We start from the raw sequence: 26124 nt of genomic DNA, 5'->3' as shown, positions 1-26124 counted from the left end.
AAATTTCCATCATATCACAATTGTTAGTTGTTGAATTAAATTTAAATATTTACCCAAAAAAGTGATTTTATTTATATTATTACTATTCTATTAGTAATTAACTTAAAAATTTTACATTGTTTTATACTATTAATACCATCAAAAAGTATATCATAGATAATTCTTAGAATCATAAAGGTCAAAGGATATTTTTAGTTGAGCACATTCTTCATCATTCTTTTTTAGATGTTGCATACAACACAATATATCTAAAGCATGCAATTTAATTTCAGATTGATAAACGGAGGGGCACGGTAAATATGTATAAAGATGAGCTTATACAAATACACCAGTTTTTAGTATATGTTTTAAAATATTTAGAAGATGGATACGAAGTTAAAGACGAATGCGAGGAATATTTCCGCCTTAATATAAGTCCTCATCATATTCACAGGACAAAAGCCGAACATAAATATGCTATTTTTGTATTATCAAGTTCAATTTCTGAGGTACTAGCCAGGAAGAATAACGGTGCAGCACCCACAAATGTTGTTAATGGCTTATCAGAACTTGCTAAACGGTCAAGAAAGGAAATAATTCGCATGCATGAGGATAATGTCCTAAAATATGAAAGAAATAGAAATTTAGAAATAATCTAATTCTATTGATTTAAAATAGATGCATATTAACTTCGTAAATTGGAAATATTCTAATTATAACATAGGGCTGGTATGTTTATGAAAAGTTTAAGGAAAATGATATGTTTAGTTGATGGAGAACATTATTTGCCTGTTACAAAGTCTGCTCTAGACATGCTTGATAATATAGAGCACAATGAAATTGTTGCTGTTGTTTTTATAGGTGGTACTGAAAAATTAAGAGATGCTTCTGAAGAAGGAATCTCTGAAAAATTAGAAAGACCAGTACACTTTGGTGATGATCATCACAAAATTCCATATAATGTTATCGGTGAAATGATAAAAAAATATGATGCTGATGTTGTTATGGATTTAAGTGATGAACCCATAGTTGATTACTCTAAAAGATTTAAAATGGCAACTATAGCACTTGAAAACGGAATTTCATATGAAGGACCTGATTTTAAGTTTGACCCCCTCTCTGAACATGATATTTTAAAAAAACCATCTCTAAAAATATTAGGTACTGGAAAAAGAATTGGAAAAACAGCAGTATCTGCTTATGCAGCAAGATTAATTCATGAAAAAGAATATAACCCTTGTATTGTAGCTATGGGTAGAGGCGGTCCTGAAAATCCTGAAATTGTCCGTGGAGATCAAATAAAAATCACTCCTCAATACTTGATGGAACAATCAGATAAAGGTGTACACGCTGCTTCAGATCACTGGGAAGATGCCTTGATGAGCCGTGTTTTAACTATTGGATGCCGTAGATGCGGTGGTGGTATGGCTGGGGATGTTTTTATCACCAACATGAAAAAAGGTGCTCAGCTTGCAAATGAAGTTGATGCAGATTTTATAATTATGGAAGGTAGCGGAGCTGCAATTCCCCCAATTAAAACTAACAGACATATCGTGCTCGTAGGAGCTAATCAGCCGATATACAATATAGAAATGTTTTTTGGACCTTACAGAATAAAATTAGCAGATTTAGTGATTCTTACTATGTGTGAAGAGCCAATGGCAAGTCCAAAAAAAGTTAAACGAATTATGGAGTTTATAAAGGAAATTAATCCTGAAGCTGAAGTTATACCTACCTTTTTTAGACCAAAGCCTTTAGATGATATAACCAATAAGAATGTTCTATTTGCAACAACTGCTCCAGATTCAGTAAAAAAAGTGCTCGTAAAACATCTTGAAGATAATTATGGCTGTAAAGTTGTTGGCACAACACCTCATCTTTCTAACAGACCGTTACTTCAAAAAGACATTGTTAAATATATTGATGATGCAGATATAATGCTTACAGAGTTAAAAGCTGCTGCAGTTGACGTAGCAACTAAAGATGCCCTAAAATCAGGTTTAGATGTAGTATACTGTGATAATATCCCCATTGTTTCCGATGAAATTGATGGTGGAACCCAATTTTTAGATGATGCAATAATTAGAGTGGTTGAAAAATCAATATCTGACCATCAAAATAAATAAAAAAAATATTTTTATTTTTAATTTACACTTTTTTTAAAGTTTTAACACCTTCAGCAGTCCCTACTAAAACTTCATCTACAATTCCGGCAAATATTCCATTTTCTACAACACCAGGAATTGCATTAAGATCTTTTTCTAAATTTGCAGGGTTTTCTATGGCGTTAAACTGAACATCAACAATGAAATTACCATTATCTGTTATAACTGGCCCGTCTTTCATTTTTGCCATTCTTAAAGAAGGTATTCCTTCAAATTTTTTTACATGATTACTTACAGTTCTACAAGCTTGAGGTATCACTTCAAGAGGAACAGGGAATGCTCCAAGTTTATCAACTATTTTTGAATCATCTACAATGACTACAAACTTTGTTGCAGCTTCATCAACGATTTTTTCAATTGTATGCGCAGCTCCTCCTCCTTTTATTAGATTAAAGTTACTGTCAACTTCATCTGCACCATCAACTGAAATGTCAATATTATTTTCTTCAAGAGTTGTAATTATAATTCCAGAATCCTTTGCAAGTAAAAATGACTGATAAGAGGTAGGGATACCTAATATTTCCATATTTTCATTTTTAATACGTTCACCCAGTTTTTCTATAAAATAATGGGTTGTAGATCCAGTTCCAAGTCCAACCACGTTTCCATTTTCTACTAATTCTGCAGCAGCATATCCTACTATTTTTTTTAGTTCCATAAATTAAACCTCTATCCTATAATTTTAAAATATAAATAATAACAAGTAATATGAAAATGTAAATATATTTTATTGCCTTAAAAGTACTAAACTAAGATTTAAACCATTTAAACACTTATTAGGAGATTTTCCTATTGTTTTAATAATTTTACATTTGTCCCCTTCGTATAAACCTTCGGGAAAACATAAATCTCTCATAGTACACTCTTTATCACATTCTGGAAAGTCAACTACAATCATAGATCCCTCAAAAGCCTTTTTAGAATCAACAAGTGTTTCAATATCTGCTCTTTCCACTTCAACTACTTTTACTTTTCCATTGTTGTGAATAGGGCAGGGATGTTCTGTATCCTTTACATCCTTTATTACATACATTTTTCCTTCTTCAAGAGAATCTATGCACGTATTTCTAAATCTACACGCTTCACATTCTGCAGAAGCCCCATATTGAATGAATTTAAGTCCTTCTTCTGCAAGATCTTTTCCAATAAGCGTTATCATTGTTTATCTCCTTTAAATAATATTTTTTTATATAAAATTAAATCAATGAATATTACTCTGTCATACCCATGTTTATACTTCTCACTATAAAAATCATTATGTGTTTGGGCATATAGTTCATCTTTTCTTTAAGATATTTGAGTTAGCTCTTTTTAAAACACATGCGAGTTTATATAATTCCTGTTTCAGCTGCAAGTTCCTCTGCAGCATCTTTTGTAAGTCCCCTATCTCCCAATATAGTATATCTATCTTTTCTAATAGTATGTGCCATATTAAGAGCTTCAATAATGTATTCTGGTTCTATTCCTAATTCACGAGCAGTTGTTGGAGCTTTTATGATTTTTAATGTATCTCTTATAAATTTCCAGTCCCCACCATGGAGATACATCATCATTATGGTGCCCAGTCCACATTGCTCACCATGGAGCGCAGGCTCAGGTGCAATGATATCTAAAGCATGACTAAATTTATGTTCAGAACCGCTTGCAGGCCTACTTGTTCCTGCAATACTTATGGCCATTCCGCTGCTTATTAATGCTTTAACAACAAGAGCTGCACTTTCAATGTGGCCTTCTTTTATAGCATTAGCTGATTCTAATGTCATTTTTGCAGTCATAAGTGATAAAGCTGCTGCTGAGTCACTATAATATTCATTTAATAGCCTATATGCTAATTTCCAGTCTAAAACAGCAGTATAATTTGATACTATATCTCCACATCCTGCTGCAATCAGTTTAAATGGAGCTTTACTTATAATTTCTGTATCAGCAATTACTCCAATTGGTGCTTGAGCTTCAAGAGATACTGATCCACCTTCATCTTTTATTGAGGCCCTTGGCGATGCTATTCCATCATGAGAAGCAGCTGTTGGAACACTGACAAACTGAATATTGTTTCTTGTTGCTGCAAGTTTTGCAGTGTCTATTACTTTTCCACCGCCCACTCCCAGAACCACAGAAACATTCTTTGCAATATCTTGAACCTGTAAAACAATTTCTTGGGAAGCTTTATCAATTATAAAAGTCTCAACAGAAAATCCCTCGTTTTGAAGGCTTTCTATAGCCTTTTCTCCACCAATTTTAAGAGTATTGGGTCCACTTACTACTAAAACATTGCCTTTAAACATTAAACCCTTACAAATAGAGCCTGTTTTCTCAATTACTCCTGCTCCTGTATAAATTTCTCTTGGTAGTTGAATTTTTCTAAAATCCATTTTATCGTCCTTATATCCTAATAAATTTATTATTTTATTGTTTTTGCAATTTATCTGCTTTAAATTATGTTATATTATCTTTAATGATAAAGTGTTAAATAAAGATTTATCAATATATCTAACTGTAAATATCTCTTAACATAGTATATAATGCTCTTTACAATCTTTATTCTTAACCAATCAAATATCTTTTTCTATTTTTTATCAAATTTTTGGAAAATTACTATTTCAATTCATAAAAGCTAAATTGAAAAAGGAAAAAATTAAAAAAAATAATCTCAAAGTAAAAGTAACAAATTATATAAACTATATTAAAAATAAAATAGATGATAAATAATAGTGATCTAATAATCACAACTATTTCTAATCACAATACAAGACTAAAAATAAGCAATAGCTTTTTAGGTTAAAAAAGAAAATTTGAGTACTGCTCTCAAACATTTTATTGAGTGTTGCAGATACAATTCAAGTAACAGTTACAAATAATAAAATTAATAAATTAGGAGTTGAAAAAATGGCAAAAGTGAAAGGAACTAAAGTTAGAACAAGACAAAAACCCAACTATAGAAAAGCTGGAAGTAAAAGAGGAAGAGGAGTTAAACACGTTAAAAGTTAATGGATTTAAACCTGTTTTAGGGAGTTTTACAGTAAAAAAAATAGTTTTAACTCCCTATTCATTCAAAATTTATGCATAATTATATTGCAGAGATTTTTCATTAATAATAAGTATTGAAAATCCTTAGATCATCTGTATATCATGCCCTAATTGATTATAAATGTTATATTCATTAATTATGTACTATTACTTTTTATTCTTCAATAAAACAGCTTTTTAAAATTAATGAAATGTTTTATTAGATTTTTAGATGGAAATTGACATTGAAATTTCTTTTTTGTTTTTAATTTTTATGAATATCTAAAAAATATTTTAATTTTACTTAATTTTAAATAACTAAAATAACAATATTTACATATTATTTACAAAGAAATTCAATTACAATATATACTGTTTATTATTAGATTAATCAGGTGAATAAATGACAGATTTCAGTGAATGGTTCCACAATATCTTAGAAGAAGCAGAAATAATCGATATTAGATATCCTGTAAAAGGAATGCACGTATGGCAACCGCAAGGATTCAAAATAAGAAAATATACATTAGATATCTTAAAAAAAATCTTAGATGAAACTCATGAAGAAGTACTTTTCCCATTATTAGTTCCTGAAGATGAGCTTGCAAAAGAAGCTATACATGTCAAAGGATTCGAAGAAGAAGTTTATTGGGTTACACACGGTGGACTCACCAAATTAAATAAAAAACTTGCCCTTCGACCTACAAGCGAAACTGCAATGTACCCTATGTTTGCATTATGGGTTAGATCCCATAGCGATCTCCCCATGAAGTTTTATCAAATTGTTAACACATTTAGATATGAAACAAAACATACACGGCCCCTTATAAGGGTAAGGGAAATCACTACATTTAAAGAAGCTCATACAGTGCATGCTACTCGTGAAGAATGTGAAGAACAAGTACAGAAAGCAATTAAAATTTATAGAGAATTCTTTGATATGCTTGGAATTCCTTATTCAATAAGTAAAAGACCTCAATGGGATAAATTCCCTGGTGCTGAATACACTATGGCATTTGATACCATTCTTCCAGACGGTAAAACACTTCAAATTGGAACTGTACACAATTTAGGGCAAACTTTTGCTAAAACTTTCGACATAACTTATGAAACAGCTGAAGGCGAACATGAATATGTTTATCAAACATGTTATGGTGTATCTGACCGAGTTATAGCCTCTATCATAGGTATTCATGGCGATGAAAAAGGATTATGTTTACCTCCTGCAGTGGCACCTTACCAAATCGTTATTATTCCAATAATCTTTAAAAAAAGAGCAGAAGAAGTTTTAGAATTTTGCCAGCAGATGACAGATAAACTAAAGAAAGCAGGTTTAAGAGTTTATTTTGATGGTAGAGACATTAGGGCTGGTAAAAAATATTATGAGTATGAAATGAGAGGAGTTCCTTTAAGAATGGAAATAGGTCCTCGTGATATTGAAAATAAAAATGCCATCATCTTTAGAAGAGATAAACTCGAAAAAGAAACCATTTCTATTGAATCAGATGAATTTATAAATAATATAAAGTCAATACTGGAAAATATAAGTCATGATATGAAAGAAAATGCATGGAACGCTTTTAATAAACATATAAAAGATGTTCAAACAATTGAAGAAGCTGCAAGTGAAATTGAAGACAATAAAGGCATAGCTCGGTTCTACTGGTGTGGTGACGAAGCCTGTGGAAAAGAGTTAGAAGAAAAAGTTAAAGTAGATATTTTAGGTATTCAAGATGAAAATGCAGCCACTGAAGAGTGTATTAACTGTAAAAAACCTGCTAAATGCAAAACATTAATTGCTAAAACATATTAATTAAATTATGGAGAAAATTAAATGAATATAAGGGTTTTAAGCATTATATTTGTAATCTTAATATTTGCTTTAGGTTCAGGATATTTAAGTTATTCTGTATCTGGAGGAACAGCGCTTAAAGACGCCTACAGCAATGGAAATATTAAAGTAATTCAAAAAACCTCTGCTGGAACCGTTCCTCATGAGGTTATAATAACAAATGATGGAAATGTGGCAGTTAAAGTTAAAAAAGGAGATGTTTTATCAAGCACTCCTTCACAGGATTTGGTGATTGGAGAAGATAAAAAAGTAGCTTCAAATTCAAATGAAACTGTAAAAGCTTACTGTATCGAGCCTTCCCAAAGAGCAGTTGCTAACACGAAACTATTACCTGTAAACAGCACTTATAATGGTGTAACTCAAGTTATACGGAATTCTAATCCTTTAGATCCAGAAAGTGCCTATAAAGCACAGCTTCAAATTTATTTAATTATGTCTGGAGGAAATTTGAATATTTACACTGGAGAGCCTGTGGCTATTGTAGATACAAAGAAAATATCATGGACACAATTCCGGCAAGATGTATCTAATGCTAAAAGTGACCTTATGAAAACTTTTAATGTGAATGAATCTGAAATTAAAGATTTAAACCAAAAACAAGGTTTAAATGTTGGAAATCCCCAAACTTGGATAGATAACTTTTCAAACTGGTTAAAAGGATTACTGGGAATGTAATAAATAATTAAATACTTTATAAAACCATTTAATAGCAGTTTAGCCAATTTTACTAATAAAAAGTCACAGAGAGTTGAAAATGAAGAAAACATTTGCAATAATTCCAGTTTCAAAATTTTCAGATGCTAAAACCAGATTATCTCCAAAACTAACTGTATTAGAGCGTGAAAACCTACTAAAAGCCATGTTAAAAGATGTTATAAAAGCTTTAAATGGTTCTGTAGAAAATACTGTGATTATAAGCTCAGATGATAATGTTTTAAATTATGCAAATGATTTGGGAGTTATAACATTAAAAGAAAATGGTGTTACTGATTTAAATGGTGCTTTAGCTCAGGCCATGAGATATTGTTCTAATTACTGTGATAATGTACTTATAATACCTTCTGATGTTCCTTTAATCAAAAAAAGCCATGTTAATGACATATTAAATAAAAGTAAAGAATTTAATGTTATTATAGCTCCAGCAAAAGGAGGAGGAACAAACACTCTCCTCTGTCCTTCATCTGGGTTTTCAGTGAAATTTGGAGATTATAGCTTTTTTGAACATATTAAAGAAGCTAAAAAGAAAGATTTAATTTTTAAAATATATGATTCATTTTATTTATCATTAGACGTAAATACTGCTGAAGATCTTGGAGAAATAATGTTACATGGAGATGAAACTGAAGCAAGAGCATATTTAAGAAAAATACATCTAAAGGTAAGATCTAATCACGGTTCAGAACGTTTGAATGTTAACCGAGAGGTTTCTGCATGATTGCGATGAGTATTGCCGGATTTGACCCGTCTGGTGGTGCCGGAATATTAAACGATATTAAAACATTTACAGCATTAGGTGTTTACGGAACTGCAGTTATTACAGCAATCACTGCCCAAAATATAGAAAAAGTATCTGGAATTCAAGCTGTTGAAACATCATTTATTGAAAAACAAATTGATACCCTTTTAGAACAGGAGCATATTGAATTTGTAAAGACAGGGATGCTTTATTCTGATGAAATCATAAAAACGGTTTCTCGAAAAATTTCAGAATATGATTTGAATGCAGTGGTAGATCCCGTGATGGTTGCAGGTTCTGGAGGGTTTTTATCAAAAAAAGATATGGTTAAATCCTTAAAAAAACATCTTTTACCCATAGCAACGATAGCTACACCTAATATATATGAAGCTCAGGAAATTTCCAGAATAACTATTGAAAATGTTGATGATTCCATAAAAGCTGCCCTAAAAATTGGAAAATTATGTAATGTGGTAATAACAGGAGGTCATCTTGAAGGAACAGACGTGCTTTATGATGGTTCAATTAAAGTCATTGAGGGGGAGCTTATTGAAAGTAATAATACCCATGGTAGTGGCTGCACTTATTCATCAGCTGTAACATCATCCCTTGTAAAAGGAGATAACTTAGAAAATGCAGTTAAAAATGCAGGAGTTTTTACAAGAGAAAGTATTAAATATGGAATGAAAGGTACTTTAAATCAGTTTCATAAATTTATTTAAGTTTAAAATGAGGTGATTTTTGTGGTTTCAAGTGATGAAATAAGTAGCAGACTTGCAGCACGTAGACAAGGAAAACGTCCTGAAAAGGAGAGGGTTGTAGAGGCTGAAGTAACTAGTAAAAAGAAGTGTCCTGAGTGCGGTACTGTAAACCATGCTGATGCGAAGTTCTGCGTTGGATGTGGAAAAAGTTTTGTAGAAAAAACTGTTGATATTAAGCCTCAGGATATTAAAGAAAATGTAAACACCAAAAAATGTCCTGCATGTGGCGCCCAAAATCCAGAAAATGCAAAGTTCTGTGTTGTTTGTGGAGAATCTTTAATAGAAACCGTTAAAACTGAACCAAAAGAGGAAAAAACCTTAAAAAAACCTGAAAATGAACTTGTGAAAGAGAAAGAAAAATCCAAAGATACTTCTGAAAATTTAGTAATTGGAGAATTGGTTTTAGGTGAAGATGGTTTGAATTTTAACAGGAATGGATTTATTGAAGGTTTAGGTGATGAAATTCAGATGCTTAAATACGAAGACATTAACAGTATATCATTTAAGGAAGAATCTGGAATTAAAACTATTGAAATATTAACTGATGAAAGTAATATTAAAATAAAAGGTGTTGATGCAGATTTAGGAAGTAAATTTGCAGCTTCTGCTCAAAAAAGGCATGCAACTCAAAAATTAAAAGCAAAAAAAACTGCTGAATCAATGGTTAAGATTGAAAAAGCAAAAGAACTTCTGGATATGGGAGCTATAGATGAAGAAGAGTTTGAGAAAATAAAAAGGAAAATAATGAATGACATTTAATATTATCTTTCTTTTTTATTAACTTATTTAACTAAAAAATAAAGTTATATTCTCCTTTTTTTTAAAAAAGAATTATAATGGTTTAAACAATAATTATGGTTTATTTAGAAGTTAAAAAATGATCCTCCATTTAAAGAAACTTTATTTTTATTACATAGTTCTATTACATATTCTGAAGGTAAGAAAAAGTTGAATCCCTGTTTTTCAAAACCCATAACCAGAACACCTATAACCTTATTGTTATCGTCAGTTACTGGCCCTCCGCTGTTTCCATAGTCTACAGCAGCATCAGTTTGATAAAATTTGGTTCCATTTGTCCATGTTCTTTCTGCACTTACAATACCTTTAGTTATTGATGCAGTTAGCATGCTTTTCCATATATCTTTTGTTTGATTTTTCTCATCTAAGCTTGCATAAAAGTCAAATTGCTCAGTGGGATAACCATAAGTACGTACATTTTCCCCCACTTCAATTTTTTCAGAACTTAATGACAATGTAGGTAAACTGGTTTTTATCTCATCCAATTTTAAGAGCGCTACATCAACTCCAGCGTCTACATTTCCCATATCTATCAATTCTACTTTAGACGGAGTTTCGTTACTATCTGGAAATGCAGGACCCATTACATAAATGTTTTGCTCATATCTTGTTGCTCTTACAGTTCCATCTGCCATTGCTTTTGTTGTTAAGTTATCTAACTGTTCATCACTTATGTTAGACACCAAATCTGGCTGAGTTTGCTCCAGGAAAATATAGATTGCTGCCTGGTTTACATAAAATTGTAAATCATTACTGTCCATTTTTTTAATCTTATCTTCATAATCCACTGATTTGGGGTCACTGATAACATGGGCTGCTGTAACAATATATCCCTCTTTACTAATAATAAACCCTGAACCACCTCCAATACTATAATTTTCAACTGTTATGGGGTAAACTGCACCTGTTTTTGTGTCAGTGACTTCAGAAGCACCTGAAACTTGATTTAAAATGAAAACCGTCGCACCTTGAGGAGATGTTGTTGTATTAAAGTTTTGAGAAATGGCATAAAGACCAACAAAAGCTGCTACTACAAATATACATACTAATGCAATTATTACTTTATTTTTTATTCCTCCATTTGATGAAGGTTTATTTTTTCTATAAGTAGCTTTAAATGTGCCTGGCTTTCTTATTTCTTCTTCTGGCAAATTTTTTCCACATTCTTCGCAGAATCTTGCATTTTTAGGGTTTTCAGATCCACATTCAGGACATTTCAATTTTTCACCACATAAAACTTTATTATCGCATTAATTAAGTTCAGAATTTCATTTTAAATTCCAAAAAGTTTACATATCACAATTGATGGTAAATATCTCCAATGGAAATTTAAGATATAACTTTTTTGATTATTTGAAATCTATAAACTGAGTTATAAAACATAAACTTCTTCTGATGAGAGCATTGTAGCTCCACCTTTACTTAAAACCATTATACCTGCATCAACATCCTCTGTACGTAGAACAACTATTGCTTTTTCCCCTTTTTTTTCAACAAAAGCGTAGATATATTCCACATTGATATCGCCTTTATTTAATATTTCAAGGATTCCATCTAACCCTCCAGGTTCATCAGGCACTTCAACAGCAATTACATCATTCATTTTAACTACAAAGTTACCTTTTTCCAGTGCTGCTTTAGCTTTTTGAGGTTCTGGGACTATAATTCTTAAAATCCCAAATTCAGATGTATCTGCAATTGAAAGAGCACGTATGTTGATTCCTGCATCTTTTATGATACTTAATGCCTTCCAGAGTCTTCCTTTTTTATTTTCTAAAAATATTGAAATTTGTTTTAATTTCATATTTAAAGCTCCTTAATTCTTTTTCAATAATTAATCTTAAAATTCTCTTTTATCAATAACTCTTACTGCTTTTCCTTCACTTCTTGGAATTGACTGCGGTTCAACAAGAGTTACATTTACTCTTAATCCTATTTCGCTATGTATATGATTTTCAATCATTTTTTTAGCTTCTTCTACATGTTTTACTTCATCTGAAAAGAGTTTTTCAGAGGTTTCAACATGAACCTCGAGTTCATCCAGATGATGAGGTCTTGTGATTATTATCTGATAAATTGGTTCAAGGCCTTCAATCTTTAAAAGCGCCTTTTCAATTTGTGATGGGAATACAATTACTCCTCTTATTTTCAGCATATCGTCAGTACGTCCAGTGATTCTGTCCATTTTAATAAGAGTTCTTCCACATTTACATTTACCCGTTTTTAAAGATGTTAAATCTTTAGTACGGAAACGAATTATAGGCATTCCTTCTCGAGTTAACGTAGTAAGAATTAATTCTCCTTTTTCCCCTTCAGAAAGTGTTTTCAGTGTTTTAGAATCTATGATTTCAGGATAAAAATGATCATCTGAAATATGTAATCCTCCCTTATCTTCACATTCCATAGCCACTCCTGGCCCTATAATCTCTGTAAGCCCATAAATATTAAGTGCAATAATATTAAGACGTTTTTCAATTTCATTCCTCATTTCCTCAGTCCACATTTCAGCCCCAAATACTCCTGCCCTTAATTTAATCTCATTTGTATTTATTCCTTCTTTTTCGGCGACTTCTGCCAGGTAAAGTGCATAAGATGGCGTACATGAAATTATGGTTGTTCCAAAGTCTGTCATTATTTCAAGCTGCCTCATGGTGTTTCCCGCAGAAATAGGAACAATAGTAGCCCCAATTTCTTGTGTACCATAATGTACGCCTAATCCTCCAGTAAATAGGCCATATCCATAAGCATTTTGAATAAAGTCTTTTTTTGTGGCTCCAGCCATAGTCAAGGCCCTTGCCATCACTTCGCCCCAGATTTTAATGTCTTTTTGTGTATATCCTGAAACTGTGGGTTTTCCTGTTGTCCCTGATGATGTATGCACTTCTATTATTTCATCTTCTGGAACTGCAAACATTCCAAAAGGATATGCTGCTCTTAAATCAGATTTTTCAGTGAAAGGAAGTTTTTCAATATCTTTAAGAGTTTTAATATCACTTGGTTTGATATTTAATTCATCGAATCGCTTTTTGTAATAGGGAACATTTTCATATGCTCTTTTTACAACATCTTTTAATCTTTCAAGCTGTAATTTTTCCTTCTGCTCTTTGGACATGCACTCTGCTTCTTCATTCCAGATCATTTATCTCCCTGCCTATCAATGAGTTAGTTTGAATTATTTATCATTAAAACTGGTTAGAAATCTAATTTATAAACTAATATATTTTATCATATCATTTCAGTCTTTGAAATAATTATATATTTAAAATAAATTAATGATAGAATAAATAAAAAAAATAATTTAAAGTGGAGAGTTCAGCCACGTTCCTGTTCTTTTGTTTACTTCATCCCAGTTTATAATTTTCCAGAATGCTTCAACAAAATCAGGCCTTCTGTTTTGATAGTCAATGTAATACGCATGTTCCCACACATCGAGAACAAGCATTATTCTGAAGTTGGGAATTACATTGAAGTTATGTTTTTCAATTTGCATTATGAATAATCTGTCAGTTAATCTGCATAATGCTAATGCTGCCCATCCCTAACCTTCAGCACTAATTGCTGCCTGTGAAAACTCTTTTTTAAATCTTTCAAAGCTTCCAAAATCTTTTTTAATGTATTCTGCTATTTTTCCATGGGGTTCTCCACCATTTTCACTTGCAAGGCCTATGTTTTTCCAAAACAATTTATGGAGCACAAATCCACCTACATGGAATGAAAGTTCCTTAGCAGTGGCTTTTATGTCAAAATCATTTCCTTTTTCTCTAGAATCATCAAACTTTTTAAGAAGCGCGTTTGCACCATCAACATAAGCTTGATGATGCTTTTGATGGTGTATTTTTAGCTGTTCTTCTGAAATATAAGGTTCTAACCCATTATATTCATAATCTAATTTTGGTAGCTCATAATAATTTCTTAACACATTAACTACCTCCTTTACTTAATTATTGACTTAATTGGATATATTTCGTCTTTAATTAAATATCTCTCCATTTAGATGTTTCATAGGCTTTAAACCATTTCTTATGGCATAACCACCAGTCAACACATTCATATTCTCCGGCTTTAGATTTTTTCTGTCTTTCTTTGATTGTTTCTTCATCTCCAGCTGGTGGAATTATGACATCACTTCCAAAAAATCCATTTTTAGGCCAGTTAGCTGGAATAGCCACTCCCTCTTCTTCACTAACTTTAAGACCTTCAATTGCCCTTAATATTTCATCCATGTTTCTTCCAAGCTCTTGTGGGTAATATATCATTGCTCTGATGATTCCTTCAGGATCTACAATAAAAACAGCCCTTACAGTATTTGTTCCTTTAGCTGGATGGATTAAACCTAATCTACTTGCTATTTCACCAGTATCAGCTATAACTGGAAATTCAATTTTTACTTTGAAGTTTTCTTTTATCCATTCAATCCATTTATGGTGTGAAAAGACCTGATCAATGCTTAATCCAATTAATTCACAGTTTAGTTTCTTGAATTTACTGTAGTTTCTTTGAAATTCTAAAAATTCGGTTGTACAAACTGGCGTGAAATCAGCAGGGTGGCTGAATAAAACAAACCATTTTCCTTTAAAGGCTTTTGGAAGTTTTATAATACCTTTTGTTGTTTTTACATCCTTAATTTTAGGGAATTTTGAGCCAATAAGTGGCATTCCACCAGTTCCACCATCATCAATCTTCTTGGTTTTCCTTACTTCATATATCTTTACTTTTTTACCCATTTTAAACCCTCATTTTTTAGAAATTACATTATGATCATCATGTTAAATAAAAAAAGATTTATTCTCCTTTGGTAGGCGGATTAAATACTCTTTGTCCAAGTTCATTGTCTAAAATAAACAATCCACCAGGTGAATCTGCTGTAAGTTTAACTCTTTGAAGCACACTGCTAGCAGACTCTTCTTCTTCTACTTGCTCTGCTACAAACCACTGGAGAAAATTATTGGTAGCATGATCACTTTCAGAAGCAGTTAAATCCACTAAAGAGTTTATTAAACCAGTTACTTTCTGTTCGTGTTTGTAAACATGTTCAAAAACTGCATGAGCTGATTCCCACTTAGATGGTGGTTCTTCAATAGATGGCAAAATAACTCTTTCTCCTCTTTGAATTATATAGTCATAAAACTTCATTGCATGGGCTAATTCTTCCTGTGCCTGCGCTCTCATCCAGTTTGCAAATCCACTTAAATCTATTGATTCAAAATATGCCTCCATTGACAAATAGAGGTATGCAGAATAAAGTTCTGCATTTAATTGAGAATTCAAAGCATCCAAAACCTTCTTTTTAATCATATTACTCCTCCTGATAACTAATTTCATTAAAATTAATCAATTAAACCAATTTCTTTATGCTTTTTAAAAATTTCATCTGCTAAGTTATCAATACTTTTAAAGTCATTTTCCTTTGGAAATCCTTTTATTATGACAGGATCTATAATTTCAGGCTTTAAATTTGTTAAAATTCCTTTGAGAATTTCAACTGTCCTTCCGCCCCATCCATATGAACCTATTATGGATATAAATTTTAATTTAGGTCTTAGTGCATTAACAAGATATGTAGCATAAACTACACTTGGATGAGGGCCAGTTAAAATAGTTGGTGTAGCAATAACCAGTGTAGATGCATCCACCAAAGACATAGCTAATTCTCCTATGTCTGAAACGGTCAAATTAAATGGTTTTACTGTTATTCCATTTTCAATTAAGATACTAACTAAATAATCAACCATTTTCTTTGTACTACCATGCATTGATATATAAGGTATGATTACTTCATTTTTAGTGTTATCACTTATCCAAGCATTATATGCTTCAAAAATAAGTTCTGGTTTTGGATATAATGGTCCGTGACTTGGAGCTACAATGTCAATGTCCAGTTCATTGATTTTTTCCATATTTTTACGTATAAAAAGCCTGAAAGGCATCATTATCTCTGCATAGTACCTTTTTGCGGCGTTGTAGACATGTTCTTCGTTTTTTACAAATAGTTGACTTGTTGCAATATGTGATCCAAAGAAATCGCATGAAAAAAGAATTTTTTCTTCCTCAAGATACGTAACCATTGTTTCTGGCCAGTGCACCCAAGGAGTGTAAATAAATTTAAGTGTTTTATCTCCAAGTGAGAGTGTTTCTCCATCTTCAACTGTTATGAATTTATCATCTTCAATTAAAAAAAGTTCTTTTAGAAGTTCTTTGCATTTTGGAGAGGTTATAACCTTTGCATCTTCATAAATATCAAGAACTTCACCTATTAAACCAGAGTGATCTTGTTCTGCATGGTTAGAAATAATATAATCAATCTTAATATCTACTTTTTTCAGATTATCTAAAAATTCTTCTTTTTTATTGGGATCAGCAGTATCTATAAGTGCATTCTTCTTACTGGCCTTTATTAAATAGGAATTATAACTTGTACCCTCAGGGAGAGGGATTATTTCATCAAATAATCTCCTATCCCAATCTATAACGCCAGTATAGTAAATTTCGGGTTTAATAATTCGGAGTACCATGCTTAATCCACAGGTTCAAATTGATCTTTTCCAACACCACACATTGGACAGACCCAATCATCGGGTAAATCTTCAAAAGCTGTGCCTGCGTCAATTCCTGACATTGTATCGCCTTCTTCAGGGTCGTATACATAACCACATGCTATACATATATACTTCTGCATTTTTTTAACCTCCAAATGTTCCATTACACTAAACTATAACTATTAAATCCATAAATTCAGTTTAAAGAATCTAATAATTTAAATTATTATTTAAGGGCTGTAAATCTGATTTTGCCCGCACCACATTTTGGACAGCGCCATAAATCTGGTAATTCTTCAAATGAAGTTCCAGGATCTGTTTTTGTTCTTGGTTCGCCTGTTTCAGGGTCATATATGTAACCACATACTCCACATTTGTATTTAGTTGCCATTTAATTTCTCCAGATATGTTTTACTAACAATAAATTCAATTTAATACTAACTTTAATTATTGTTATTTGATATTAATATAAATTTTGTAGAATCAATTATCTAAATCATAGGTATAATGCTGATTTTTTTTTAATAAACGCGTTCCCATGACTCTATATTACCAGTTACTACTTTAAAAATAGGATTTGGCTCTGGAAATTTTACTTCCATTAATTTTTCATATCTTTTAAAATCTCTTAATTTGAGCTTTCTTTTTAGATGTTTTAGTTCATATAACATCTGGCCTTGGGTTACTTCCATTTTAGATTTACTAAATTCAAAACCAATTAAATCACGATTAAAATTGTATTTCCTCTGTTTTGATTCCATATAAACATTTAATAAATATGTATCAAGCGCAATTAAGGGATATCTCTGTTTTTTAAATCTTTCAAGTTGAGGATGATTTTTATAACCATGTTTTTTGCCACTAATGACATTTCGAGCCATTATTCCTTCTCTCCAAAGTGCAACAAAACCTTTTATATCAAGATATTTTGGATGAAGACTCCAGAGCCTCATTATCATTCACAACCATCTAAATACTAATTAGATTTATCTAAGTAGCAATACAAATAAAAAAATTCTTAAATAGAGAAAATAAATTATTTTACAAGTAAAACTGGTTTTTCTACTGTTTTTAAAATGTTTTCAGCCACACTTCCCATTAAAAGTTTTTCTAAACCTTTTTTTCCATGAGTTCCTATTACAACAATGTCTGGATCCATTCTTCGGATAATTGTAACCAAATCCTTTGCAGGGTTTCCCACAACAAGAATTTCATCTACAATTACTCCTTTTTCTTTTGCTTTGTCGCTTAAATTTTTTAATATGGATTTACCCTCTTCTTCAAGAACTTCATAGGGATAAATAAGCTTATCATCAATGACATAAGCCCCAACAATCTTTGCATCATACTTATTTGCAATAGAAATTGCCATATCCTCAGCTTTTTGAGCAAATTTTGAGCCATCAGTGGGAACAACGATTGTTTCAAACATTAAATACACTTCCTTTTAGTTTAAGGATTATTCTACCTTTTTAAGATGATCCCCTACTACAAAATTCATTCCACCTAAATGCAAGATTGGTTTTACCTTTTTAACATCGAGAAGACCTTCTTTTAGGGAATCACTTTGAATACTTACATCCAAAACTTCTCCCACTATAATATCATGATCTCCTGCTTTTTTAATCCAATGCACCTTGCATTCTATACATGCTACACATTCATCAATTCCCGGTGGTGAAACTTTTTTTGAAGATTTTGGGGTAAGATTAGCTTTTTCTATTTCGTTTATACCATAGGGAAATTTTTCCCCTGTTATCCACAATTCCTTTAAAATGTTTTCATTGGGAATATTTACCACAAATTCATCCACTTCAGCTATATTTTTGTATGTATCATGACTGGTAACTGATGCAAAGGCAATTAGGGGAGGATTCATTGAAACAGGCATTGTAAAAGAAAATGGAGCAGCATTCACTTCTCCTTTCTTATTTATGGTTGTTACAATAATAGTGGGACGTGGTGCGAGTATTCTATATGCATTCTCAGTGCCTATTTCTTCAAAATCCATTTTTATCACCTTATTAGTTTAAATAAATTTCAAATAAAATTTCATCATGTATATTATTAAATTTTCATGATTTAATTTTTTTGCATCAGATATTTAGCATTACAAATTTTGAGGAATTCATCGCATAGTTTTTTAGGATCACCATCTCCTATAAGCTTACCCTCCTCAATCATCAATGCTCTTGTTGTAACTTCTCTAATAAAGTCTACATGATGACTGACCATTATTATAGTTGTGCCAAATTTTTTATTTATTCTTTTAAGAGAATTTGAAACCATTCTAAGTGTGATAGGGTCAAGATCTCCAAAGGGTTCATCTAATATTAAAACTTCAGGGTTGGATGTTAATACAAGGGCCAGTGTAGCTCTGACTTTTTGGCCTCCGGACAGTTCATAAGATTTTCTATCCAGAATATCCATTGATAAATCAAGTGCTTCAAATACAGGTTCAGCATATTTTTTAACTTCTTTATCTGGAAATTTAGGGAACAATTTTTCTAAAATGTTAGATGAAAGTCCAATTTTTTCTAATTGTGATTTAGCTTCGTTTTCTGGAAGATCTGTAAGCTGATATAATATATCAAGTATTTTTTCACTAATTCCTAATTCTTCAGCTTTTTTACGGGCTTCATATAAAACATATTCGTCTTTAACCCCAAGCCGAGACGCTATCTGGTCTTTAATAGTTGCAAAATGAGTAAGAGAAAATTCCTGGTGCATGAATCCAATTTTTCTCCTAACCTTCATTCTTTCAAGCCCTAGATCTTGCATATTAACCCAGTTACTGTTCAATTTAAAAAGAACATCTCCTGAATCCGGGAAATCAAGACCAGCTATCATTCTAAGTAAAACTGTTTTTCCTGCCCCACTCGGCCCTATCAATGACACTATCTCTCCTTTTTTAATATCAAAGCTTATATCTTTAATTCGAAGAGTACTGCCACCTTTAATAAGGAAAAATCGCCTGTCTAAATCCTCTACTTTAATTATAGGATCTCCTATATTCTCTGGCCCTGCTAAAGGTTCCATTGGTGCCATATCTTTCATAAATTCTGTGACTATTTCTTTAGGAGAACCTTCATCAATAATCTCTCCATTTTCCATAAGAACTAATCTATCAACAAGATATTCGTGAACTTCCGGCAGATGAGATACCAATACAACAGTGACTCCTAATTCCTTGTTTATATTCTTTATAGAATCCAAAATTTCTTGTTTTGTTTTTGGACATGACATTGTGGCAGGTTCATCAAGCAGAAGTACTTTTGGCTGTTTTGCAAGTTGTCTTGCCATAATTAGTCTTTGTTTTTCCCCGCCACTTAAAACAGGAGCAAAATGATCAGCTTTGTGATCAAGACCTACAATTTTAAGTATTTCCCTTGCCTGTTCATCAAACTCCTCTTTAGCATCTTCAAAATCCTGTAATGATTCATCTCCATATTTAGCTCCAGATAATTTTCTTATTACGTTCTGTAAACTTGTTTCTGCCCATAAACCAAATGATCTTTGAAGATGGATCGCTGTTACCTTTTTAAGCTTTGTATAGTAGTAAGGAGTTGAATCAAAAGACACTTTTATGTCATCAAGAATTATTTCACCACTATCAAAGGGTTCCACCCCTCTTAGAATCCTTAAAAGTGTGCTTTTTCCGGATCCGCTCATTCCAATTATTCCTAATATCTCTCCTTCTTTAACATTAAGATTAATATCCTTCAGTGCTTTGATTTCATCACTGTTTTCCATTTTATAAGTTTTCGATAAGTCTTTCACTTCTATCATTGATTACACCTTGAAATATAAGCATTATAACTAGTGAATACAGTTTGTAAAGAATATTATAATATTCTTTCTATTTGTTTTTTAAAAAACCAATTAGAGATCATAATTGATGCTATATTCAATAGAAAATATTGAATGAAATAAACAATTGATAATAAAAAAATACTATTTTTGACATAACTTGCAAGTGTATAGCGAAATAAAATTTGTTTTTAAAATTAAATAAAATAATGAAATCCGATTTTTTATACTTAAATATTAAAGTATATAAAACATATTAAATTATTGGTGATTGTTTTGAGAGGATTACTTGTTGGAAGAATGCAGCCAGTTCATGAAGGACATCTTCAGGTAATAAAAAGCATTCTTAAAGAGGTTGAAGAAGTTATAATTGGTATTGGAAGTGCACAATTAAGCCATACCTCAAAAGACCCATTTACTGCAGGTGAAAGAGTAATGATGCTTACCAAGGCCCTTACTGATAATGGTATTTCAGCTTCAAAATATTATATAATACCAGTACAGGATGTTGCTTGCAATTCTATTTGGGTTGCACATATTAAAATGTTAACACCCCCATTTGAGCATATATACTCTGGAAATTCCCTGGTTCAACGTCTTTTTATTGAAGATGGATTTGAAGTCACAGAGCCGCCTTTATTTAATCGTGAAATTTATTCTGGAACCGAAGTTAGGAAAAGAATGCTTGAAGATGATGATTGGGAGTCACTTGTTCCTCAATCTGTTGTAAATGTTATAAAAGAGATAGATGGCGTTTCAAGACTTAAACATTTATCCAGAAAAGAAGTATCTGAAAGAATTAAATAAAATATCTAAAAATATAGGCTTAAATTAATATTACGGTGATTATATGGCTTTAAATGTAAAGATCTTAACAAAAGATGATGCAGAAGTTACATTGTGTGATCTGATTACGCAAGTTAAAAAGATTCCTGAAATTGATGAATGCGGGGCAATATTCTCATTTGAAGGCATTGTTAGAGGCAAAGAAAAGGATAAAAATGTCCAGAAATTAATTTTAAGTACTTCCAATATTAAAAAAACTGAAGAAGAACTTATAAACATTATAAAAGAAACTAAAGATAAGTATAAAGTGGCTGAAATAGCAGCAGTGCATTATATTGGTGAATTTTATACTGGAGACTCACTTTTACTTGTGGTTGTAGCTGGAGGACACCGCGAGGAAACACGGGATGCTCTAAAAGAGACTATTGAACGTATAAAGTTTGATCTTGACTTTAAAAAAGAAGAATTTACAGATAGTGGAACAAATATTATTATGTCCGGCGGATAAACCTAAATTAATGAATAAATTTGGTGGAGGAGTGATTTTGAAGCTTATACGTGACAGTGTACATGGAAATCTTGATGTAGATGAATTTGAGATTAAATTAGCAGACACTCCCCAAATTCAGCGTTTAAGACGTATCAAACAGCTTGGATTTACCAGTCTTGTGTATCCTGGTGCAAATCACTCACGTTTTGAGCATTCAATTGGAACCATGCACATTGCATCCCAGATTGCAGATAATGTTGGTCTGGATGATTATGATAAAAAAATGATTAGAGCATGTGCTCTTTTACATGATACAGGTCATGGCCCATTTTCACATGTTTCAGAAGGAGTATTGGAAACTCCCCATGAATATTTAACCTCCCATGTGATTAAAGAGTCCCAATTATCAGACATATTGTCTGAAATGTTTGATCCACAAGAAATTATCAAAATTATAAATGGAAAAGGCCCATTAGGCCAAATAATGAGTGGAGAATTGGATGCAGATCGTATGGATTATCTTGTAAGAGATTCCTATTATACAGGAGTTGCTTATGGAATGATCGATGTTGAAAGGCTTATAAATTCCATGAAATTAGAAGAAAACTTAATTATTGAATTAAAAGGACTTCAAGCTGCTGAATCTGCGCTTATTGCAAGATATTTAATGTATCCCAGCGTTTATCAGCACCACACAACACGAATAATAAATTCAATGTTTAGAAGATGTATGAAATGGTTATTTGACACCCAAACAATTGATCCTAAAAAAATTTATAATTATGACGATGCAGATATTGTTTCAATTGCAAGGTCACAAAAAGGTAGGGTAAAAGATATTATCCAACGGTTAGATAACCGTGATTTATTTAAAAGAGTATTTTCAGTGAAACTCAGCGATCTTGAAGAACCTAAAGACGTATTTAAAATTAAAGAAAGTAAACTTAAAAAAATCGAACTGGAAATTGCAGAAGATTTAGGCTCGCCAGCAGATTACACTATAATAGATATACCCGAATATCCCTTTTTTAACGAAATGCGAACACTGGTATCTGTTGGAGATGAACACGTAAAATTAAGTGAAATATCAAGTCTGGTTAACGCTCTTAAAAATGTTAGATTCAATTATGCAGATATATGTATTTATGTTCCAGATGAATATGCCCAAAAATCCTCAAATTTCCCATTTGAAAATTATATTGAACTTACAATGCAAAAAAATATAAAAGACTGGTTATAATCAATATTAATCCAGATTAATATTTTAATTAAAATAAAAAAAGTGATATAATGATAGTAATTGCAATTACCGGTGCAAGTGGAGTTGTTTACGGAGTAAAACTACTTGAAGCCCTAAATAAATTAAATAGAGATACAGCTCTTTTAATGACAGATCCTGCCAAAATAATCCTTAAATATGAAATGAACATGGAAGAAGAAGAGTTAAGACAGCTTACAACTGTAATTTATGATCCCAAAGATTTAACAGCTTCAATTAACAGCGGATCCTGTAGATTTAATTCAATGGTTATAGCTCCCTGTACAATGAAGACAGTCTCAGCAATAGCTAATGGTTACGCAAATAACGCCATTACAAGAGCTGCAGATGTGACACTTAAAGAAAAAAGGAAATTAGTACTTGTACCTCGTGAAACTCCATTTAGATCTGTCCATCTTGAAAATATGCTTAAAATAAGTAATGAAGGTGGAATAATTTTACCTGCAATGCCTGGATTTTACCATAAACCTGAAAATATTGATGATCTATGTAATTTTGTTGTTGGTAAAATTTTAGATGCCTTAGAAATTGATAATAATCTTTTTAAACGATGGCATGATGAAAATTTATAATTAAAAGTATTTTTAATGATTTATATGATTCCAGACAACGATTTTATAACCAATAAAGATGTTCCAGGGCCAACAAAAGAAGAGATTAGGTGTCTTGTTATTTGCAAATCAGATGTAGCCAAAAATGACATTGTAGTTGATGTAGGCTGTGGAACTGGCGGACTAACTGTAGAATTTGCAAAAAGAGCTAAAAAAGTATATGCAATCGATCAAAACATTAAAGCCATCAATACTACAGAAGAAAACCTTAAAAAGCACAATTTAGAAGAAAAAGTAGAACTTATGCACATTGATGCTCTTGAAGCCTTTAAAAACATTGCCAAAATAGATATTTTAATGATTGGAGGGAGTGGAGGAAATTTAACTTCAATTATAGAAGAAGGTCATAAAAAAATCAGTTCCAATGGAAAGATTATTGTAACATCTATTTTAGTTGAAACTCCTCCTGAAGCAATTAAAATTATGAATAAGCTAAATATGAAATTAAATGTGGTTAATGTATCAATATCTAAGGGTAAACTCATAGAAAGAGGAACCATGATGCTTGCAAATAACCCTATAACCATTATCGTTGGAAAAAAATAATTTATATGGATTAAAAGGCGGTTCTAATGGAATTACTAAAAAAAATAAGCTGGAGAGTCAAGTTAGGAATAACACTGGTCTTACTTTCTGCAGCCATTTATTTAATGAATTATCTTGTTTTTGGGAAAATCTATGACCTCGTGTTCTATATCTTCATAGATGTAGCCTACATCCCCCTTGAAGTTTTATTTGTAATTTTAATCATTGAATGGGCTATAAGTGAGCGGGAAAAAAGAAATTTACTTCAAAAACTTAACATGGTCATAGGATCATTTTTCAGTGAAGTTGGAACAGATTTATTAAAAGGAATTTCTAATTTTGATTTGAAAACTGAAAAAATAAGGGAAAAACTTCTTATAACTGAAAACTGGGATAAAAAAGATTTTTTAGATATTAGTGAGCAAATTAAAAACTATGATTATAATGTTTATATTGGAAAAGACAATTCCAATTCCATAGATTATCTTAACGAATTAAAGAAATTCCTAATAAATAAAAGAGGATTTATGTTAAGCCTTCTTGCAAATCCTAATTTACTGGAGCATGATACTTTTACAGATCTTCTCTGGGCAGTGTTTCACCTTACTGAGGAGCTTGAAAACAGAGATGATCTGACAAATCTTCCCAATGCTGATTATGAACACCTGGCAACAGATACAGAAAGAGCATACAGTTTATTAGTATATGAATGGCTACAATACATGGAACATCTAATGAATAATTATCCTTACCTTTTTTCACTGGCTATGAGAACTAATCCTTTTGATCCAGATGCAAAAGTAGAAATCCAAGATATTTATTCAAATTAATTATACATATAAATAAAAAAACATACAATAAAAATGAATCAGATATCATCTTTAAATTTCAAAAAAGGCGATTTTAATGGAGAGAATTAATCTTAAACAATACCGAAAAATGGTTGGAGAAATAATTGAATATAAAAAGTTGAATAAAAAAATGCCTGATTATATAATGGTTGAAGAATTTAAAATCTCCAAAAAAGATTATATAGATATGATGGAACGTGTAAACAAATTTATACTTGAGATGGGTCGTAATCCGCGGACAGTTGATATTAAATCTACAAAAGAAGAGTTAGAATACTAATTTTTTATATTTATTTTCTCTAATTTAATTATTAACCTTTTTTTTAAATCCAATTTTCCAAATTCATGCTAATCTAATAACAATTGTTTATCAAAATATATATTACAAGATTATTGGATTAAATATATTCAAATTAAGAAGTATTGAGATATAAGTCTCTTTAGTCATTTGATAACAAACTAAAGAGATTTATATAATGAGTATTAAATTAATTATCAATCATAATTTTCATTAAACCAATTTTAATGAAACCAAAATCATAGTAATATACCCAAATGAATAGATTCAAATGCAGTATTTCACTTGGAGATGATGTTATAATGAGCCTTTACTTAGAGGTTACATGTTCATTTGTATTTATAATAGCTTTGATGCTGATTTATTACCTATTTTTTTTACCTAAAACCTATAATAAATATTTGACCTCTTTAAATCCATTTTTACTTGTTTATTTGACTCCAATTAAATTTTATCCAAGTTATTTATCATATAAACTAATTAAACTTATGGAAATTAATTTATATGAATATTCGCCTAAAAGTACGTGAGGTAAGGATATGACAAAAACAAAAAAAGAAAAACTGGATGATGTGCTTACCGGCCTTATGCAGGTCGGACAGATCAAAGCTAGTGGAATAGTTTCAAAAGAGGGATTGTTAATAAATTCAAGAACTCCTCCCGATGTTGACGCTAGAATATTTTCTGCTCTGTGTTCAACCATAATGGGTGCTGCAGAAGCAGCATCAGGACAAATGAACACCGGATTTGTAAAAGAAATATCTGTAAAGACTGAAAAAGGTACCATAGTTTTAATGCCTGCAGGAGACAAAGCAATATTAACCGCATTAACTGAAATAGACGCTCAACTTGGACTTATCCTCTTTGAAATGGAATCCCGTGCAAATCAAGTGGATACAATACTCAAGGAGATGTAAAGAT

30 protein-coding genes and 1 pseudogene are annotated in these 26124 nt (G+C 31.4%); 15 read left to right on the top strand and 16 right to left on the bottom strand.

Going from position 1 to position 26124, the window contains the following annotated elements; genetic code table 11:
• The first annotated feature begins 299 nt into the window (after positions 1-299).
• Positions 300-638, top strand: coding sequence for a UPF0058 family protein (locus tag HZC47_11140; GenBank protein MBI5681438.1), 339 nt, complete (start codon positions 300-302; stop codon positions 636-638).
• A 78-nt stretch (positions 639-716) separates the two neighbouring features.
• Positions 717-2105: a 2,3-diphosphoglycerate synthetase gene (locus HZC47_11135; GenBank protein ID MBI5681437.1), complete on the top strand. Its 1389-nt coding sequence runs from the start codon at positions 717-719 to the stop codon at positions 2103-2105.
• Positions 2106-2127: 22 nt separating this feature from the next.
• On the opposite strand, the gene rpiA is transcribed toward HZC47_11135, so the two are convergent.
• The 3 genes from rpiA to HZC47_11120 form a co-directional block, all read right to left on the bottom strand.
• Positions 2128-2802 carry a ribose-5-phosphate isomerase RpiA gene (gene rpiA, locus HZC47_11130; protein MBI5681436.1) on the bottom strand — a complete coding sequence of 225 codons (675 nt, stop codon included), beginning with the start codon at positions 2800-2802 and terminating at the stop codon, positions 2128-2130.
• 69 nt (positions 2803-2871) lie between these two features.
• Positions 2872-3303, bottom strand: a complete 432-nt coding sequence (locus HZC47_11125; protein ID MBI5681435.1) for a UPF0179 family protein — start codon at positions 3301-3303, stop codon at positions 2872-2874.
• Positions 3304-3472: 169 nt separating this feature from the next.
• Complete coding sequence (locus tag HZC47_11120; protein MBI5681434.1) at positions 3473-4516, bottom strand: NAD(P)-dependent glycerol-1-phosphate dehydrogenase; 1044 nt, start codon at positions 4514-4516, stop codon at positions 3473-3475.
• Between the two features lie 1037 nt (positions 4517-5553).
• Between HZC47_11120 and proS the strand changes: the two genes are divergently transcribed.
• From proS to HZC47_11095, 5 genes are all read left to right on the top strand, one after another.
• On the top strand, positions 5554-6963 hold the full coding sequence (proS, locus tag HZC47_11115) for a proline--tRNA ligase (GenBank protein ID MBI5681433.1): 1410 nt from the start codon (positions 5554-5556) through the stop codon (positions 6961-6963).
• 21 nt (positions 6964-6984) lie between these two features.
• The gene (locus HZC47_11110; protein ID MBI5681432.1) at positions 6985-7677 is read left to right on the top strand and encodes a hypothetical protein; all 693 of its coding nucleotides are present in this window, start codon (positions 6985-6987) and stop codon (positions 7675-7677) included.
• Positions 7678-7756: 79 nt separating this feature from the next.
• The gene (gene cofC, locus HZC47_11105) at positions 7757-8437 is read left to right on the top strand and encodes a 2-phospho-L-lactate guanylyltransferase (GenBank protein MBI5681431.1); all 681 of its coding nucleotides are present in this window, start codon (positions 7757-7759) and stop codon (positions 8435-8437) included.
• A complete protein-coding gene (gene thiD, locus HZC47_11100; protein ID MBI5681430.1) occupies positions 8434-9180 on the top strand; it encodes a bifunctional hydroxymethylpyrimidine kinase/phosphomethylpyrimidine kinase in 747 nt (248 codons plus the stop codon). Before cofC ends, thiD begins: the two co-directional genes overlap by 4 nt.
• A gap of 12 nt (positions 9181-9192) precedes the next feature.
• Positions 9193-9978, top strand: coding sequence for a zinc-ribbon domain-containing protein (locus HZC47_11095; GenBank protein MBI5681429.1), 786 nt, complete (start codon positions 9193-9195; stop codon positions 9976-9978).
• A 104-nt stretch (positions 9979-10082) separates the two neighbouring features.
• On the opposite strand, the gene HZC47_11090 is transcribed toward HZC47_11095, so the two are convergent.
• From HZC47_11090 to HZC47_11030, 13 genes and pseudogenes are all read right to left on the bottom strand, one after another.
• Complete coding sequence (locus HZC47_11090) at positions 10083-11237, bottom strand: trypsin-like peptidase domain-containing protein (protein MBI5681428.1); 1155 nt, start codon at positions 11235-11237, stop codon at positions 10083-10085.
• 152 nt (positions 11238-11389) lie between these two features.
• Positions 11390-11821, bottom strand: a complete 432-nt coding sequence (locus HZC47_11085) for an ACT domain-containing protein (protein MBI5681427.1) — start codon at positions 11819-11821, stop codon at positions 11390-11392.
• 36 nt (positions 11822-11857) lie between these two features.
• Complete coding sequence (locus HZC47_11080; GenBank protein MBI5681426.1) at positions 11858-13156, bottom strand: phenylacetate--CoA ligase; 1299 nt, start codon at positions 13154-13156, stop codon at positions 11858-11860.
• A gap of 159 nt (positions 13157-13315) precedes the next feature.
• A pseudogene (locus HZC47_11075) lies at positions 13316-13936 on the bottom strand (superoxide dismutase).
• Positions 13937-13991: 55 nt separating this feature from the next.
• Positions 13992-14741, bottom strand: a complete 750-nt coding sequence (locus tag HZC47_11070; GenBank protein ID MBI5681425.1) for a peroxiredoxin — start codon at positions 14739-14741, stop codon at positions 13992-13994.
• A 58-nt stretch (positions 14742-14799) separates the two neighbouring features.
• The gene (locus tag HZC47_11065) at positions 14800-15312 is read right to left on the bottom strand and encodes a ferritin (protein ID MBI5681424.1); all 513 of its coding nucleotides are present in this window, start codon (positions 15310-15312) and stop codon (positions 14800-14802) included.
• 32 nt (positions 15313-15344) lie between these two features.
• Complete coding sequence (locus HZC47_11060; GenBank protein ID MBI5681423.1) at positions 15345-16529, bottom strand: FprA family A-type flavoprotein; 1185 nt, start codon at positions 16527-16529, stop codon at positions 15345-15347.
• Positions 16530-16531: 2 nt separating this feature from the next.
• Entirely contained in the window at positions 16532-16693 is a 162-nt protein-coding gene (locus tag HZC47_11055) for a rubredoxin (GenBank protein ID MBI5681422.1), read from the bottom strand.
• Between the two features lie 86 nt (positions 16694-16779).
• Positions 16780-16944, bottom strand: coding sequence for a rubredoxin (locus tag HZC47_11050; GenBank protein MBI5681421.1), 165 nt, complete (start codon positions 16942-16944; stop codon positions 16780-16782).
• Positions 16945-17074: 130 nt separating this feature from the next.
• Positions 17075-17506: a hypothetical protein gene (locus HZC47_11045; GenBank protein MBI5681420.1), complete on the bottom strand. Its 432-nt coding sequence runs from the start codon at positions 17504-17506 to the stop codon at positions 17075-17077.
• An 83-nt stretch (positions 17507-17589) separates the two neighbouring features.
• Positions 17590-17985, bottom strand: a complete 396-nt coding sequence (locus HZC47_11040; GenBank protein ID MBI5681419.1) for a universal stress protein — start codon at positions 17983-17985, stop codon at positions 17590-17592.
• Between the two features lie 27 nt (positions 17986-18012).
• Entirely contained in the window at positions 18013-18564 is a 552-nt protein-coding gene (locus HZC47_11035; GenBank protein ID MBI5681418.1) for a flavin reductase family protein, read from the bottom strand.
• 71 nt (positions 18565-18635) lie between these two features.
• On the bottom strand, positions 18636-20342 hold the full coding sequence (locus HZC47_11030; GenBank protein ID MBI5681417.1) for an ABC transporter ATP-binding protein: 1707 nt from the start codon (positions 20340-20342) through the stop codon (positions 18636-18638).
• Positions 20343-20630: 288 nt separating this feature from the next.
• Between HZC47_11030 and HZC47_11025 the strand changes: the two genes are divergently transcribed.
• The 8 genes from HZC47_11025 (at position 20631) to HZC47_10990 (ending at position 26120) form a co-directional block, all read left to right on the top strand.
• On the top strand, positions 20631-21170 hold the full coding sequence (locus HZC47_11025) for a nicotinamide-nucleotide adenylyltransferase (GenBank protein ID MBI5681416.1): 540 nt from the start codon (positions 20631-20633) through the stop codon (positions 21168-21170).
• Positions 21171-21213: 43 nt separating this feature from the next.
• The gene (locus HZC47_11020) at positions 21214-21657 is read left to right on the top strand and encodes a molybdenum cofactor biosynthesis protein MoaE (GenBank protein ID MBI5681415.1); all 444 of its coding nucleotides are present in this window, start codon (positions 21214-21216) and stop codon (positions 21655-21657) included.
• A 37-nt stretch (positions 21658-21694) separates the two neighbouring features.
• Positions 21695-22879 (top strand): HD domain-containing protein, encoded by a 1185-nt coding sequence (locus HZC47_11015; protein MBI5681414.1) that lies wholly within the window; start codon positions 21695-21697, stop codon positions 22877-22879.
• Between the two features lie 50 nt (positions 22880-22929).
• Positions 22930-23490 (top strand): UbiX family flavin prenyltransferase, encoded by a 561-nt coding sequence (locus tag HZC47_11010; GenBank protein ID MBI5681413.1) that lies wholly within the window; start codon positions 22930-22932, stop codon positions 23488-23490.
• Positions 23491-23514: 24 nt separating this feature from the next.
• Complete coding sequence (cbiT, locus tag HZC47_11005; GenBank protein MBI5681412.1) at positions 23515-24075, top strand: precorrin-6Y C5,15-methyltransferase (decarboxylating) subunit CbiT; 561 nt, start codon at positions 23515-23517, stop codon at positions 24073-24075.
• Positions 24076-24101: 26 nt separating this feature from the next.
• Positions 24102-24884 carry a hypothetical protein gene (locus HZC47_11000; protein MBI5681411.1) on the top strand — a complete coding sequence of 261 codons (783 nt, stop codon included), beginning with the start codon at positions 24102-24104 and terminating at the stop codon, positions 24882-24884.
• 76 nt (positions 24885-24960) lie between these two features.
• The gene (locus HZC47_10995; protein MBI5681410.1) at positions 24961-25185 is read left to right on the top strand and encodes a pseudomurein-binding protein; all 225 of its coding nucleotides are present in this window, start codon (positions 24961-24963) and stop codon (positions 25183-25185) included.
• A gap of 557 nt (positions 25186-25742) precedes the next feature.
• A complete protein-coding gene (locus HZC47_10990; GenBank protein ID MBI5681409.1) occupies positions 25743-26120 on the top strand; it encodes a roadblock/LC7 domain-containing protein in 378 nt (125 codons plus the stop codon).
• Positions 26121-26124: the final 4 nt, after the last annotated feature.

This window comes from Methanobacterium sp., assembly GCA_016222945.1.
Classification (GTDB): Archaea; Methanobacteriota; Methanobacteria; order Methanobacteriales; family Methanobacteriaceae; genus Methanobacterium_D.
This window is presented reverse-complemented; position numbering and strand designations above follow the sequence as displayed.

Bases quoted from the DNA above. Each gene is read 5' to 3' on its own strand.
- HZC47_11140 (MBI5681438.1), top strand. From the start codon at position 300: ATGTATAAAGATGAGCTTATACAAATACACCAGTTTTTAGTATATGTT.
- HZC47_11135 (MBI5681437.1), top strand. From the start codon at position 717: ATGAAAAGTTTAAGGAAAATGATATGTTTAGTTGATGGAGAACATTAT.
- rpiA (MBI5681436.1), bottom strand. From the start codon at position 2,802: ATGGAACTAAAAAAAATAGTAGGATATGCTGCTGCAGAATTAGTAGAA.
- HZC47_11125 (MBI5681435.1), bottom strand. From the start codon at position 3,303: ATGATAACGCTTATTGGAAAAGATCTTGCAGAAGAAGGACTTAAATTC.
- HZC47_11120 (MBI5681434.1), bottom strand. From the start codon at position 4,516: ATGGATTTTAGAAAAATTCAACTACCAAGAGAAATTTATACAGGAGCA.
- proS (MBI5681433.1), top strand. From the start codon at position 5,554: ATGACAGATTTCAGTGAATGGTTCCACAATATCTTAGAAGAAGCAGAA.
- HZC47_11110 (MBI5681432.1), top strand. From the start codon at position 6,985: ATGAATATAAGGGTTTTAAGCATTATATTTGTAATCTTAATATTTGCT.
- cofC (MBI5681431.1), top strand. From the start codon at position 7,757: ATGAAGAAAACATTTGCAATAATTCCAGTTTCAAAATTTTCAGATGCT.
- thiD (MBI5681430.1), top strand. From the start codon at position 8,434: ATGATTGCGATGAGTATTGCCGGATTTGACCCGTCTGGTGGTGCCGGA.
- HZC47_11085 (MBI5681427.1), bottom strand. From the start codon at position 11,821: ATGAAATTAAAACAAATTTCAATATTTTTAGAAAATAAAAAAGGAAGA.
- HZC47_11080 (MBI5681426.1), bottom strand. From the start codon at position 13,156: ATGATCTGGAATGAAGAAGCAGAGTGCATGTCCAAAGAGCAGAAGGAA.
- HZC47_11070 (MBI5681425.1), bottom strand. From the start codon at position 14,741: ATGGGTAAAAAAGTAAAGATATATGAAGTAAGGAAAACCAAGAAGATT.
- HZC47_11065 (MBI5681424.1), bottom strand. From the start codon at position 15,312: ATGATTAAAAAGAAGGTTTTGGATGCTTTGAATTCTCAATTAAATGCA.
- HZC47_11060 (MBI5681423.1), bottom strand. From the start codon at position 16,529: ATGGTACTCCGAATTATTAAACCCGAAATTTACTATACTGGCGTTATA.
- HZC47_11055 (MBI5681422.1), bottom strand. From the start codon at position 16,693: ATGCAGAAGTATATATGTATAGCATGTGGTTATGTATACGACCCTGAA.
- HZC47_11050 (MBI5681421.1), bottom strand. From the start codon at position 16,944: ATGGCAACTAAATACAAATGTGGAGTATGTGGTTACATATATGACCCT.
- HZC47_11045 (MBI5681420.1), bottom strand. From the start codon at position 17,506: ATGAGGCTCTGGAGTCTTCATCCAAAATATCTTGATATAAAAGGTTTT.
- HZC47_11040 (MBI5681419.1), bottom strand. From the start codon at position 17,985: ATGTTTGAAACAATCGTTGTTCCCACTGATGGCTCAAAATTTGCTCAA.
- HZC47_11035 (MBI5681418.1), bottom strand. From the start codon at position 18,564: ATGGATTTTGAAGAAATAGGCACTGAGAATGCATATAGAATACTCGCA.
- HZC47_11030 (MBI5681417.1), bottom strand. From the start codon at position 20,342: ATGATAGAAGTGAAAGACTTATCGAAAACTTATAAAATGGAAAACAGT.
- HZC47_11020 (MBI5681415.1), top strand. From the start codon at position 21,214: ATGGCTTTAAATGTAAAGATCTTAACAAAAGATGATGCAGAAGTTACA.
- HZC47_11010 (MBI5681413.1), top strand. From the start codon at position 22,930: ATGATAGTAATTGCAATTACCGGTGCAAGTGGAGTTGTTTACGGAGTA.
- cbiT (MBI5681412.1), top strand. From the start codon at position 23,515: ATGATTCCAGACAACGATTTTATAACCAATAAAGATGTTCCAGGGCCA.
- HZC47_11000 (MBI5681411.1), top strand. From the start codon at position 24,102: ATGGAATTACTAAAAAAAATAAGCTGGAGAGTCAAGTTAGGAATAACA.
- HZC47_10995 (MBI5681410.1), top strand. From the start codon at position 24,961: ATGGAGAGAATTAATCTTAAACAATACCGAAAAATGGTTGGAGAAATA.
- HZC47_10990 (MBI5681409.1), top strand. From the start codon at position 25,743: ATGACAAAAACAAAAAAAGAAAAACTGGATGATGTGCTTACCGGCCTT.